Origin of the sequence: Mycetohabitans endofungorum, from assembly GCF_002927045.1 — a bacterium.
GTDB classification, from domain to species: domain Bacteria; phylum Pseudomonadota; class Gammaproteobacteria; order Burkholderiales; family Burkholderiaceae; genus Mycetohabitans; species Mycetohabitans endofungorum.
The window spans coordinates 286,129-299,209 of sequence record NZ_PRDW01000001.1 but is presented as its reverse complement, the minus strand read 5'-3'; the positions used below and the strand labels follow the sequence as shown (position 1 = coordinate 299,209).

13 protein-coding genes, 1 tRNA gene and 1 pseudogene are annotated in these 13,081 nt (G+C 58.6%); 7 read left to right on the top strand and 8 right to left on the bottom strand.

All coding sequences use genetic code 11. The features are described 5' to 3' along the window. Positions 1 to 76: 76 nt before the first annotated feature. A complete protein-coding gene (gloB, locus tag B0O95_RS01465; protein WP_104076254.1) occupies positions 77 to 919 on the bottom strand; it encodes a hydroxyacylglutathione hydrolase in 843 nt (280 codons plus the stop codon). A 21-nt stretch (positions 920 to 940) separates the two neighbouring features. Here gloB and B0O95_RS01460 point away from each other — a divergent pair, with 21 nt between their 5' ends. From B0O95_RS01460 to B0O95_RS01435, 5 genes are all read left to right on the top strand, one after another. After that, positions 941 to 1,753 carry a class I SAM-dependent methyltransferase gene (locus B0O95_RS01460; protein ID WP_104076253.1) on the top strand — a complete coding sequence of 271 codons (813 nt, stop codon included), beginning with the start codon at positions 941 to 943 and terminating at the stop codon, positions 1,751 to 1,753. 47 nt (positions 1,754 to 1,800) lie between these two features. Further along, positions 1,801 to 2,250 (top strand): ribonuclease HI, encoded by a 450-nt coding sequence (gene rnhA / locus B0O95_RS01455; RefSeq protein ID WP_104076252.1) that lies wholly within the window; start codon positions 1,801 to 1,803, stop codon positions 2,248 to 2,250. Positions 2,251 to 2,302: 52 nt separating this feature from the next. Next, on the top strand, positions 2,303 to 3,046 hold the full coding sequence (dnaQ, locus tag B0O95_RS01450) for a DNA polymerase III subunit epsilon (protein ID WP_104076251.1): 744 nt from the start codon (positions 2,303 to 2,305) through the stop codon (positions 3,044 to 3,046). 176 nt (positions 3,047 to 3,222) lie between these two features. Continuing rightward, positions 3,223 to 3,297: transfer RNA gene (locus B0O95_RS01445), tRNA-Val, on the top strand. 424 nt (positions 3,298 to 3,721) lie between these two features. Further along, positions 3,722 to 4,168: a DUF29 domain-containing protein gene (locus B0O95_RS01435; protein WP_104076357.1), complete on the top strand. Its 447-nt coding sequence runs from the start codon at positions 3,722 to 3,724 to the stop codon at positions 4,166 to 4,168. 356 nt (positions 4,169 to 4,524) lie between these two features. Here B0O95_RS01435 and B0O95_RS01430 read toward each other — a convergent pair whose 3' ends face one another. From B0O95_RS01430 to B0O95_RS01420, 3 genes and pseudogenes are all read right to left on the bottom strand, one after another. After that, positions 4,525 to 4,806 carry a hypothetical protein gene (locus B0O95_RS01430; protein WP_146063953.1) on the bottom strand — a complete coding sequence of 94 codons (282 nt, stop codon included), beginning with the start codon at positions 4,804 to 4,806 and terminating at the stop codon, positions 4,525 to 4,527. A gap of 1,151 nt (positions 4,807 to 5,957) precedes the next feature. Beyond that, positions 5,958 to 6,338 (bottom strand): annotated as a pseudogene (locus B0O95_RS01425) (transposase); the annotation flags it as partial. 168 nt (positions 6,339 to 6,506) lie between these two features. After that, entirely contained in the window at positions 6,507 to 6,698 is a 192-nt protein-coding gene (locus B0O95_RS01420; RefSeq protein WP_146063952.1) for a hypothetical protein, read from the bottom strand. Positions 6,699 to 6,735: 37 nt separating this feature from the next. On the opposite strand from B0O95_RS01420, the gene B0O95_RS01415 reads away from it, so the two are divergent. Both B0O95_RS01415 and B0O95_RS01410 read left to right on the top strand, forming a co-directional pair. Beyond that, positions 6,736 to 7,845 carry a polysialyltransferase family glycosyltransferase gene (locus tag B0O95_RS01415; RefSeq protein ID WP_104076248.1) on the top strand — a complete coding sequence of 370 codons (1,110 nt, stop codon included), beginning with the start codon at positions 6,736 to 6,738 and terminating at the stop codon, positions 7,843 to 7,845. A 29-nt stretch (positions 7,846 to 7,874) separates the two neighbouring features. Further along, positions 7,875 to 8,081 carry a glycosyltransferase family protein gene (locus B0O95_RS01410; protein WP_104076247.1) on the top strand — a complete coding sequence of 69 codons (207 nt, stop codon included), beginning with the start codon at positions 7,875 to 7,877 and terminating at the stop codon, positions 8,079 to 8,081. 165 nt (positions 8,082 to 8,246) lie between these two features. Here B0O95_RS01410 and B0O95_RS01405 read toward each other — a convergent pair whose 3' ends face one another. The 4 genes from B0O95_RS01405 to B0O95_RS01390 all read right to left on the bottom strand — a co-directional run bounded on the left by B0O95_RS01405 (position 8,247) and on the right by B0O95_RS01390 (position 13,070). After that, positions 8,247 to 9,104: a glycosyltransferase gene (locus tag B0O95_RS01405; RefSeq protein WP_104076246.1), complete on the bottom strand. Its 858-nt coding sequence runs from the start codon at positions 9,102 to 9,104 to the stop codon at positions 8,247 to 8,249. Next, complete coding sequence (glf, locus tag B0O95_RS01400) at positions 9,101 to 10,252, bottom strand: UDP-galactopyranose mutase (RefSeq protein ID WP_104076356.1); 1,152 nt, start codon at positions 10,250 to 10,252, stop codon at positions 9,101 to 9,103. Before glf ends, B0O95_RS01405 begins: the two co-directional genes overlap by 4 nt. A 165-nt stretch (positions 10,253 to 10,417) precedes the next feature. Beyond that, positions 10,418 to 12,274: a DUF4422 domain-containing protein gene (locus B0O95_RS01395; protein WP_104076245.1), complete on the bottom strand. Its 1,857-nt coding sequence runs from the start codon at positions 12,272 to 12,274 to the stop codon at positions 10,418 to 10,420. Positions 12,275 to 12,341: 67 nt separating this feature from the next. Beyond that, entirely contained in the window at positions 12,342 to 13,070 is a 729-nt protein-coding gene (locus B0O95_RS01390; protein ID WP_104076244.1) for an ABC transporter ATP-binding protein, read from the bottom strand. Between the last annotated feature and the right edge of the window lie 11 nt (positions 13,071 to 13,081).

Here is a 13,081-nt window from a genome sequence, read left to right as displayed (position 1 = left end):
CCATCGATGTGAGGGTCTCGACATGCGGCGTCGTTGAGATAAGTGATGACGTCCGGATCCACCGACGCGGTTGACGTCAGCAAAAGACGTTCTTCCATTCACGCAACGCAGTAAAAGTGTCGAGCCGCCCGCTCGTGTGCACATGCCGCTTGTCGGCTAGTTGCTGTCGGATCGATGGCAGATGGGCGCGCAGGAACGGATTGACACGCTTCTCATGGCCCATCGTAGTCGGCAAAGTCGCCACCCCATCGGCGCGTAACCCCTGAGCCCGGTCCCGCCAGGCGAGCAAGTCGGCGTTGTCCGGCTCCACCGCAAGCGCGAATGCGATATTGGACAGCGTGTATTCGTGCGCGCAATGCACTTCGGTGGCATCGGGCAGAGCCGCCAGCGCGTCCAGCGACGCCAGCATCTGCTGTGGGGTGCCCTCGAACAGACGTCCGCAGCCACTGGCAAATAGCGTGTCACCGCACAGCAGGTGCGGCACCGGATCCGAGCCGGCCGCCACGAAATAAGCGATATGCCCGCGCGTATGGCCGGGCGCGTCGATCACGGACAATACCAATCCGAGCGGCTCGATCCGGACTTCATCCCCGCCCGCAAGCGGGTTCGTGACTGCCTGGATGGCCTCGCTGCGCGGACCGTACACCGGGACCGGGCCGTGTGCGTCACACGTCTGGATTAACGTGGCCACTCCGCCGACATGGTCGGCATGGTGGTGGGTGAGTAAAATAGCGGTCAGCCGCAAGCCTTGTCGCTGCAGGAAGTCGGCGACCGGCGCGGCATCGCCGGGATCGACCACTGCGGCGTCACATCCGTTCGAGATGACCCAAATATAGTTGTCCTTGAACGCCGGAACCGGGATGTATTGCAACCCACCACCAGCGTCACGGACTAATCTGGCTTCCAACGGTACGTTCATCGCGCAGGACCTATAGAAACAATGTCGAACCAACCGATTATAGACTGGCCAACCTGGACCGAATCACCACCGGGGCGATACGTGCTCGCGTGGGAGCAAAGCCAACTCGATCGCCTGGTGTCCGACATGTTCGGCTATTACGCGCTGCAGTTGGGCTTGCCGCAGCTCGACGCGTTGCGCGAGAACCGCATGCCATGCCGCGGCCTGGTGCTGGACGCGGCCAGCGGCGCGAGCGCGCCATATCGATTGCCGGGCCAGGACAGCCATGGCGCCGCCGATACCGGCCGGCGCCACGCGCCGCCGCAACGCGAAACGCTTTGGTGCGATTTCCTGGACCTGCCGGTCGAATCGCAAAGCGTGGACCTGCTGATCCTGCCGCACACGCTCGAGTTCACGCACGATCCGCATCGGCTGCTGCGCGAAGCCGAACGCGTCCTCGTGCCGGAGGGACGGCTCGTGATCGTCGGCTTCAACTCGCTGAGCCTGTGGGGCATGCGACAGTCGATCAGCCGCCGCGGCGGCCATGCGTTCGTGCCGGCAGCACACGACCTGATCGCCTTTACGAGAATGAAGGACTGGATCAAGTTGCTCGGCTTCGAACTGGACCGTGGCCGCTTCGGCTGCTACCGTCCGCCGGTGAACAGTGAGACATGGCTCGCGCGGTATGCGTTCATGGAAGCGGCCGGCGATCGCTGGTGGCCGATTTTCGGCGCGACATACATGATCACCGCGATCAAGCGGGTGCATGGCATGCGGCTGATCGGTCCGGCCAAAGTCAAAAAACAGGCGCTCGCGCCGGCGCTGAACCCGGTTGCGGCGCCGAACGCTCCCTGACGACGCCAGCGTACGCTGGCGTTGCGTGTCACCCTATCGACGAACTCATGGAATTTAACACCCTCATTGAGATTTACACGGACGGCGCATGCAAAGGCAACCCAGGTCCAGGCGGCTGGGGCGCGCTGCTGCGCTTCGGCGCGCAGGAAAAAGAGCTGTTTGGCGGCGAACGCTCGACGACCAACAACCGAATGGAGCTAATGGCCGTGATCGCCGCGCTCGAGGCGCTGAAGCGGCCATGCAAGGCGGTTGTCCATACCGACTCGCAGTACGTGCAAAAAGGCATCAGCGAATGGATTCACGGCTGGAAGAAGAAGAACTGGATGACCGCCGCGAAAACGCCGGTCAAGAATGCCGATCTATGGCAACGTCTCGATGCGTTGAGCGTGCTGCATGAGATCGAATGGCGCTGGGTCCGCGGCCACGCCGGTCATCCGGAAAACGAACGGGCCGACGCGCTAGCCAACCGGGGCGTGGCATCGCTCGAGCAAGCGTGAGCCGTGTGCGCACGCGCCGCATGCTGAACTTTTCTGAACAGGCAATCCCACTATGCGTCTTCTTGTTCTCGACACCGAAACCACTGGCCTGAACGCCAAAGGCGGAGACCGGATCATTGAAATCGGCTGCGTCGAAATCGTCAACCGGCAACTGACCGGCAACAACCTACACTTTTACGTCAATCCGGAGCGCGACAGCGACCCCGGCGCATTGGCCGTGCATGGATTGACTACCGAGTTTCTGCGCGACAAGCCGAAGTTCGCGGAAATTGCCGATGCGCTGCGCGATTTCGTCAAGGATGCCGGCCTCATTATTCATAACGCACCGTTCGACATCGGCTTTCTCGACGCGGAATTTGCGATGCTGGGGCTGCCGCCGTTTCGCGATCATTGCGGCGAAGTGATCGACACGCTGGTGCAGGCCAAGGCGATGTTCCCCGGCAAGCGCAACTCACTGGACGCGCTGTGCGAGCGCTTCGGCATTAGCAATGCGCACCGCACGCTGCATGGCGCGCTGCTCGACGCGGAATTGCTGGCCGACGTCTACCTGGCGATGACGCGCGGCCAGGAAAGCCTGGTCATCGACATGCTGGCCGACACGCCGGGCCCAGGGTCGGTAGCCACGGAGCGCGTGTCGCTCGCCCAGTTTGAGTTGCCCGTTATCGGTGCTAGCGATGACGAACTTGCCGCCCACGCGAGTGTGCTCGACGAACTCGATAAAGCACGCAAAGGGCCGTGCGTGTGGCGGGAGCCGCCGCAGCTGGTGAACGAAGCCGCCCCCGCGGCTGCCGCGTGATACGGCGGCGTGCCCCGCACGTCGGTACGGTGTCCACAGATGCGCACGAGATCAACGCGCGAGCAGGTCGGCGCCACTGCGAGCCCAGTCGAGCGCCGGATAACGATAACGCAGCCCGGGCCTGTGAAAAGCACTTTACGGATCTCGCAAGTCCTGTCATAATCGCTGACTCATTTGGGTGGTTAGCTCAGCGGTAGAGCACTGCCTTCACACGGCAGGGGTCACTGGTTCGATCCCAGTACTACCCACCAATGAATTCAAGCGTTTTCGCATGCTAAGCGCTTTCTAGTTTGACCTTGGGGACACTCCGGGGCACATTAGGAGGTGTTTTGCAGGGCGACTATCACCCGTCGTGACGATCGCTCAGCTCAGTACCGCTGCCAAGCCAAGATCCGTCGAAAGGGATTCCCTTCTCAATCCAAGTCATTCCCGACCAAAGCTGAGGCTGAAGATTGGGCGCGTTGTGTGATTCAGACGGTTGCTGTAGGGGCTGTCAACAGCTCCACGCGGTGTGCACGTATGACAAACGGACGCTCGATTTGAGCGCTCCCGGGCATAGCAGTCTCATCACTGTCCACTATTTAGCCAATGGCGCCAGATGACGGCTATTGATGGCCCTATAATAAATAATTGGTAAGTCTGATAGAAGCAACCTCTAACCGAGGGGGATGAATGATGGGAACGAGCTACGATGAAGATGTGATAGCGTGGGCCAACGAGCAAGCTGCACTGCTGCGTGCGGGCAAGCTGTCCTCCATCGATATAGAACACATCGCGGAGGAAATTGAAGACGTGGGCAAGAGCGAACAACGCGAACTGGCGAACCGCATGGCCGTACTGCTCTCACACTTGCTGAAATGGGAGTTCCAATCCGAGCGTCGCGGCGCAAGTTGGGAAGCGACGATTCACACTCAACGCAACAGCATTGAACGACGTATCCGTAAAACACCTAGCCTTAAAGCGTCGCTTAATGATCCGGACTGGTGTGCCGACGCTTGGGATGACGCCGTCGAGGCAGCGTCCAAAGAAACGGGGCTGTCATACACGACTTTCCCCGAGACCTGCCCGTGGTCGATGGAACAAGTGCTTGACCCGACGTTTTTTCCTGATCGACCGCAATAGTCAACACACTGCTGACAAAACGAGGGCGTGGTACGGGCGGCAGGTGTAGCTAATCTTTTCCTTCTTTTTCGAAACCTTCGAACACAGCACGCCCCTTACTGGTGAATCGCCGCAATGCCCCTCTCGAAGCATTCCGTATTCGCGTGCGATTCCGGTAGAACGGGGTGCATAACCATACTAATAACCTCGACACAGCCGTGTATAAGGCGAACGCCATAATCCACTCGCCCGGAGCAACATAACGCCTTGGTGTTCCCACTATAACGCAAGTTGTCAGCATAAGGAGCAAACCCAAAATCATGCTGATTTTTGTCTGTCGGCTCATACTCGTTCACTCCGATCTCTCGCCCATTGAATCAGACCAGTGAGCGAATTGACAAAAGAGGCGTTCCGTTGGCATCTTTTGCGATACGATCATTCTCAGTACAAGCAGTATCTTCTGCCACAATATCTGTGATTTGAATTCCCTGAACTCGCATTGCCCCATCCTGTAGAGCGGGCGTAGCCGTAGTGTATTGTCCACCGACTGACCAAGCAGGTACTGATACAAGCGAGAACCAAAGCATCAAAATAACTGCAATTATCCTGCTCATTGCCGCCTCATCAGGTTGAATTAATTCATTATTCGTAGTTGGCAAGCGTATTAGCTTGCTGGACCCAGCATATTTCCCTGTCGACCGGGTGACAAGGACCGCTGGCAAATTAGCTATGGCAAATGGCAGCTTAGTCTCTCTTGTGTTTCAGAGCGGCTTTACACTGAATAGAATCCGACACGCAATCGCAGAAGTACAAAGCTTACAAGTCAGGGCACTGTCATTGTAGAGAGCCCACTATCACCCTTATATTGTAGGAGCACTCCGCTCCTTCAGTCCCTAGGGTACGCTATTGTCACTGGTACTCGTCGCTTTGCTTCGCTCGCTCCAGGAATGCGGCACAGATACGCGACTTGCGACAATGTCAGCAAGCCTCCCGGCAGCAAGCGAAGAATGGTGTGTTGTGTCGATAAGGTGACTGAAATTAACCGGCAGCTCGCAACGCGTTACAAACGGGCGGACAGCAAGCAAACCACAGCAAACGGCAAACAGATAGCCCACGCGTGCATGCGCATTCGTGGCACGTTGCCAGAAACTAGATGCGCTAGAAGCAGCAATGACGACTCATAGCCTTACGGTTTGCATCGAGCCCCGCTGACGGCTTGCAATACCATCGTTTGCCTTTATGCCTTGCCCGCCAGCCCGTCCTAGGGCCTGTCATGCGGCCGCAGCGTCCCCAGAGTGTCCCCACAAGGCGACCACATTCAATATCTAAACCGTAACTTACTGATATAAATACTAATTTTGCCTTGCGCCCCCTGCCTATTCTAGGCATGCGTAGACACCTATCTCGGTGTCTAGCCCCGGCTCGTTTACTGTTTTGTTTGAGGGCGCTTCCAGACGGGCGTACGGGGAAATTCGGGTGCGCTCGTGCGGGGGCACGGCTTACGGGTTAGTAGGACAAATTTCGGTCCAGACGGCTATACTCGCACATGGCGATGTGCCATAACCATCCCGCGACCCTGGGGACACTCTGGGGATACTCCGAGGCAAATTTTAAGCGCTTTAGCTCAGCGGTAAAGCACTGGAAGGCCCGTGTAGCAAGGCGAAGCGGGCTGCCAAACCCCTTCACACGGCAGGGGTTACTGGTTCGATCCCAGTACTACTCATCAACTATTCTGAAAGAGAAGCCGGTTCGATGAACTGGCCAGACTGCTGACGAACCCCATGTTTTTCGGAACATGGGGTTTGTTTTTTTATGCGGCTGCGCTGTTGGCGCGGTATAACGCGATCTGGTGAAGCAAGTCCGCGAGATCGGCAACGAGCCGCTGCAACGGTGCGAGTGAGCGCCAGAAGGCGCGTAAAAGCGCCCGCAGACGCGCCAGCAGCAGCGCAATCTGCTTGATGTTCTGCGCCGCGGCCGCCAGCAAGCACTGTTCGGCCACGTTGCGCAGCCCGCGCATTTGGCGTAGTGATGCCCGTGCAATTGTTTAGCGTCAGCGAAGCTGCGCTCCACCGTTTCCTCGTGCCAGGCATAAATACGTTTGCCCCATTCGGTCAGCCGCCTGGCGTCCACGCGCTCTTTGGCGCGCTCCCCAGACGTGGCGCACCACCATCTTGATCGCGTTGGCGCTGCTCAAACGCATTTTGATGCTTGGGAACCTGCGAGCCGAGACGCTTTTTCAAGCAAATCCAGATCAGCACGCACTTCTGGGTACACGGACTGCTGGAAGACTCTCTCAAGGAAAATACGAGCAGAGCGCCGCGGCGGACATCTTTTCCACGCTTCAGCTTCTGAAGCATAATCACGTGCTAACATCCGCCGCGCCTCTCTCCCACGAAAGAAGCCTTCGTGCGAAAGCTCGCCAGGCATGCACATAAGTGAACCTGGCGAACATCGTCAATATGGCCATCGCCGCAGCGCCCACCTTGTGCAGCGGGCGCTGCCACACGAGCACCAAGCCCGCCAGGAAACCTTGAATAATGAAAATCGCCATTGATGCGCTTGTAACACGCCTGCTTCCATGGAGGAGCATGGAACGCGACTTGCAGCGCCTCGAAGACCGTATCCTGAGGCGCTTTGAGCAGTCGGTCGCCAGCGAACTCGAACAAAAAATCGCGAACACGCTGACTGTCCTGCGGCCAAAGCGGCTCTTCATCTCGACCGGCTTTTTCGCCACGGCGATGGCTGCGACCATCGCATGTCAACAAGGCCGCAAGTTCGACGATTATCTGTTAGTCACGATCGACCGGCAGCCCACGGCGGGCAATCGCCAATGGGCTCATCAGCTCGGCAACGAGTGGATCGACGTGCAGACCGTCGATCACGAGCAGTACTACGATGGCATCGAGGCGTCGCTCGTGCTTCCGTTCGCCGGCATGCAATTCGATGAGGTCTATTCACCTTTCATTGAAATGGCGGAATTCGTGGAGCAGACCTTCTCCGCACGCCGTTACCATTTCTACGAGGAAGGGCTAACCAGTTATCTCCAGGCTCTGCGTTTTGCGCCACCGCGTGAGGATTCGCGCTTCTTTGCCTTGGCACCAACCGCAATGCGGCGCGCAAGCGTCAGCACGTCTCCCATCGACAGCACGGTGTTCCTGCAAGTGATGCAACGCGCTACGCAGTGCTACCGGATTCCTCGCTTCACGGGACGGCGCAACGTCATCGTCGTGACGAGCGGCACACCGCCCACCGAATGCCCGAATCCGCTCGCGATGCTCGACCCGTATAATGAGCTGGCTGCATCGCTGCTCGCCAAGGGCTACACTGTGTGGGTGAAGAGCCATCCGCGCGTGCCGCTGAAAGAAGCGTTCCCGCAATCAAAGCTGGCGAAAATGGGCGCCCGTTTGCTCGAAACGGACGCCCCACTACTCGAAACGGTGATCGCGTGCAATCGGCAGTCGATCGCGGCAATTCTCTCGGTCTACTCGAGTGTTCTCGTGCACGCGTTTGCGCTGTTCGGCATTCCCGCGTTCTCGTTGCACGCTGAGCAGGTGAGCGTCGATCAAGCCTGGTGGAAGGGCGTGCAGGACGCCATCGTCCCTGACGCCGCCGAATTGTCGAGCGCGGCTCCGGACGATGTTGAGCCCGTGGCACGCGATTTTCACAATCGCAATCTTGGCTGGGAGCCACCCGTGTAACCCACACCCGCGCAGAAGTAACACTCCAGGTGTATGCGCTCGGCGATTTCGTCGCCGTTCTCGATTCGCTCGTCGACCATGTCGATTTTCTCGCCCGCATGCTGAGCGTTGCTATGGGCGGCACGGATGTGGTATTTGCGCACAACGAGCAGTCGCTGCCGCAAAGTTTGATGTATCGACTCTGCTATCAGCGTTTCTATGCACTGTACAAGTGGTTCACAACGACATCCGTCTGACGCGCAAGGCATCGCACTATCGCCTGATAAGCAAGCGCGTCATCAGCTTCATCTTGCATCACGTGCAACCGACGCTCGACTACCGGCACCAGCCTACAACAGCCGGCTTTTCGCGCGCAAGCCTATCGTAAGCGCGACCCGCTCGGGTGAGCGGCCGCGGCGCGTTCAGAGGCGCACGCTGCGGCTGTCGCGCAGCGCTTTGAGCCAGGTGCATAACGAGCTAAGGCGCAAATCCTTGGCTGCGACAAAGCCGTGAAGTATGATCGGTAGCCACAGGCGCCAGCCGGGCGCCGTGCCGTAATGGCGAAAAACGGCAAGCTGATTGCGCAGATTGTAATAGTGCTTGGTTGCGTAGGGGCCATTGCGCAGGCGTCCCTTCGGACTGCGCAGATGATCGACAACCGCCGAAGGCACGAGCCAGATGGACCAGCCTGCACGACCCAGGCGCAGCGAATATTCGGTGTCGTCGTAGGCGAGAAAGAACGATGCATTGGGCAGGCCAACCTCGCGAGCCGCCCGCGCGCTCAGCAAGAATCCCACGAAGGAAGCCGTATCCACCTGCACTCGGGCTTTGCAATAGCATTCGCGCGGGATGACAGGCTCCCGTAGCGTCTTAGGATCGAACATGCGTCGATGCATCAGCGCGACACGGCCAAACTCGACGACGCTTGAACACAGTGCCCCGACACGCTGCTCCGCGGCGCCGGGCAAGGCGTCCACGAGGCGCTCCACGAGATCGGGTTTCGCGATGGCGTCGTCGTCGAGCAGAAGCATCCAATCAGCGCCATGCATCATGGCCCGCTCGACACCGGCCGCGAAACCGCCCGCACCACCAACGTTTTCTTCGAGCCGCAGGACGTCGACGTTTTCAAAGCCCTGCAGTACCTGCGCGGTTTCCGGCGAGCTTGCGTTATCAACTACGACGATGAACTGCAGAGCGCAGGTCTGGGCAAACAACGCCCGCAGTGCGTCCTCGAGCAGTTGAGCCCGGTTGTGCGTGACAACGACCGCCGCGATATTCACTGCAGAGGATCCACGAAGAAAGCCGGAACATCATGCCCCTGCGCCTCGGCCGCGAGGAACACATTTGCTGCGTCGAGTGCTTCGCGGATGGTCACGTGCATGTCCAGATAGCGATAGGTACCCAAGCGGCCAACGAAGCTTACCTTACGCTCTTGCTTCGCCAGATCGACGTAATGCTTCAGCAGTGTCTTTTCCTTCGCGAGGCGGATCGGATAGTACGGAACGTCTTTTTCGCCACAGAACCGGCTGTGCTCCTTAAAGATGAGCGTGCGCTCGTGCGATTCCCACGGCGCGAAATGCTTGTGTTCCGAGATACGCGTCCAGGGCACTGCGACGTCACAGTAGTTGATCACCGCATTACCCTGGTAGTCGCCGTCATGGCGCGACGCCTCGAAGTCTAGCGTGCGGTAGCCGAGACGGCCGTCCTTGTAGCCGAACCACCCGTCGATGGGACCACTATAGAACACGTGCGCATAGTCGCCCGCCTGCTTGCGCTCGAAGCGTTCGTTCAGATGTACCTTGATCGAAGGATGATCGAACAGCTTTTCCACGATATAGGTGTAGCCGTTCCTGGGCATGCCTTGATAAAGGCTGTTGTAGTAGTTGTCGTCGTAGTTGAAACGCACCGGCAAACGCTTTAGTATGCTTGCCTGAAGCTCCGTCGGGTGCATGCCCCACTGCTTAGTCGTATAGCCGAGAAAAAATGCTTCATAGAGCTCACGGCCGACGAACTTGAGTGCCTGCTCTTCGAAATTCTGCGGCATGTCGATGGACTTGTCACCAATCGATTCGAGAAAGGCCTTCGCTTCCAATGGCGAAAGTGACTTACCAAAAAACTGATTGATTGTGAGCAGATTGATCGGGAGGGTGTAGACGCGGCCCTTGACGATTGCCTTGACCCGGTTGACGAACGGCATGAACTCGTCGAACTGGTTCACAAACTTCCAGACGTGCTCGTCATTGGTATGAAAGATGTGCGGGCCGTAGACATGAACCATCACGCCCGTTTCGCTATCGCGTTCTGAGTGGCAATTGCCGGCGACGTGCGGCCGGGTATCGAACACGTCGACGCTGTAGCCTTCGCGCGCGAGCCTGTATGCGAGGACTGCCCCGGTAAAGCCTGCTCCTACAATTCCGATTTTCTTCACTTTCCAGCCCTTCCAACGATTCAAAACAAACCACGCCGCAATGCCGCCCGCCGCGCGATCCCGTACGCCAAATCGGCGGTCGGCTGTGTCTTTGCGGTATATTGGACGCGCTTGCGTGCCCTTGACGATCGCCGAGCACGCTACGACTACACCGCTCTCGCCCGCTCACATCATCTGGTCCCGCACCCAGAACAGGCGCCGCTGCAGCGCATTCGGCATGCGCCGCCAGATCTTGCGCGCGAACCGGTAGAAGCGGCTCCGATTCATGCCGGCGTCCAGCGTAGGCGCGGCGATCGGGCGGCGCTCGACCACAGCTTCGTACCAGAATGTGCGGCGCAAATAGTACCAGTAGAAATGCGCGAGCGGCGCGGCTGGGTTGTTCCAGGGCTTCGCTTCGAAGCCGGCGTAGTGAACCATCTGAGGCGCTGCAAATGCCTCACGCACTTTTTCCGCCAGATTCGCACCCAATCCGGATATCACGTCCATCGACGCGTTGACGACGTTCCAGCTCAGGTCCAAAAACTTGACGCGGCCGAGTAGATGCTTGTTGAGCACGTCTTGATCGAGAAACCAATAGCGTTTGCTCGTGAGGTCGCTGTAGGCATGTTCACGCAGGTTTATCGCGCGCAGCGCCTCGAGGTCCATGACAATGAGACCGGCTTGGAAATATTCGTCGCCGCGATTGCCCATGCCGAGCCAGTCTCGCAGATAGTCGCCCGCGCGTGCCCCGCCCGCCTCCTTGAGCGCCGGCACGCCCGTCGCCGCAAAGCTGCGCATGATGACGTCGGGCACAGCCCCGACGGCGTGTCTGTCAAGGTCGAGGTCGTAGATCGCGGAAAGATCGCCGAGCACGACCGTATCCGCGTCGACATAAACGACGCGGTCATGATTCGCAAGCAGTTCGCCGAGACTCAGGCGATAGAACGTCGCGGCAGAAAAATGCGCATGCAGCGGAATGTCGGCAAACATGTCCGAGCACGACAAGAACGTGAGACGCCCGCGACCGTTCAGCCGGAATTGCCGCTCGAGTAGCGCCCGCTGATATTCGGGAATGCCGCCGTCGAGCACGATCAGATCCAGCTCCCGCTGCGGATCGAGGTTAGCCTGTACCGACGTCATGAAAGTCGCCAGGTGTGGCACAAAGTTGCCATCCGATGCCGTCACCACGCTCACCGCATTGTCGGCCGGCCGTGCGGGCGCGCGATATTCGACGCGCTGATCCCGCACAAACACGCGCTCGAGTTCGACGTAGGTTGCCGGATCGGCGAGGCGCTTGCGCGCGAAGACATTGAAGAGACGCTCGGACATGTAGCCAAAAACGCGTTGCGCGGCCACCGAATAGTTCGTCAGATCAAGACGGCGCTCGACCTCGAACAGAACCGAAAATACCCATTGGCAGTATTCGTCGAACAGATCGCGACGCAGAACGAAAATGTTCGTGAAGTAGCCCTCGTGCGCGTCCATGACCGCATCAAAATGCTCTACGTCAGTCGGATACAAATCGCCGATGACGGCGCGCAACACATCGAGATCCGCCTCATAATGGTGCATGGCCTTCACGTAGTGTGCACGCAATGTGCGGTTCCCCGCGTTGCGCACGGACCATTTCTGCGGCAGCACGGCAAGCAATCCGGGCTTCGACACGAGCAGCGCTTCAACGCGCGACGCCGTGAGGCCGAGGGTTTCTATTGTCTCTTCATCGAGACGGTCATAGTTCACACACCCGTGCACGTCGATTTCATGCGTTGCGCCGCTAAAATCCAAGAAACGCCGATAGTGCATCAGGCCGATCCACTGTGCGTCGCGATCGTTCTTCCAGGCCCAGTACAACGCCGTCAATTCGCAGAACGTGCCATTCTTGTGTGAGATATTGTCGCCAGCGTCATCGCGCCTAAGCCCTAGGTCGACGGACGAGCGGCTCGCGCCCACCTGAATCGGCAGAAAGCACCGATCCGACACCGTTGCCGGTCCGGGTTTATGATGGCAGACGTAGATATGCACTGGGCTGTTCGTCGTAGACATGACGGAAAGATCCGTTGAGCAATACTGAGAAGATTAGGAATGGCGTGCCGAGAAAGCGCGAGGTGCGCTAAACGGATTGATCGACTGGCACTTCGGTCAGCATGCCTTTTTCGAGCACGATCTTGCGATTGCAAACCTTTTGCACGAGTTGAGGCGAATGCGAGGCCATCACGAGAATGGACGACTGCTCAACGAGCGAATTCAGGCGGTCGGACGCCTTCTTGTTGAACGATTCATCGCCTACGGACAGCCATTCGTCCATGAGCAGAATGTCGGGGTGCACCGCGGTCGAAACCGCGAAGGCCAGACGCAAAGCCATCCCGCTCGAATATGTCCGCGTGGGCATGTCGAGATAGTCTCCCAGCTCGCTGAACGCCGCGATCTCATCGATTTTCTCTTCGATCTCGCTTGGGCGCAGCCCCATCACAATGCCGCGTAGGAAAATGTTTTCGTAGCCTGTCGCTTCTGGATCCATGCCAAGCGACATGTCGAGCAGCGAGCCGATCCTGCCCTTGACGTCGAGCGTGCCAGACACCGGCGCATAGACACCCGATAAAACCCGCAACAACGTGGTCTTACCCGCGCCGTTGTGGCCTACCAGCGCGACCCGGTCACCGGCCTTGAATTCGAAGCTCGCGTCGCTCACGGCGCGCACGACCACGTGCTTGCCAGCATCGCGCGCGACGCGGCCGCCGGTGGTCGCACGCAGCACAGCCTTCTTCAGAGAGCGGTGCGATGCATTGAAAATGGGAAATTCAACCGTGATGTGCTCGGCGCGAATATGTACGGAATTCATTCAACGATCCT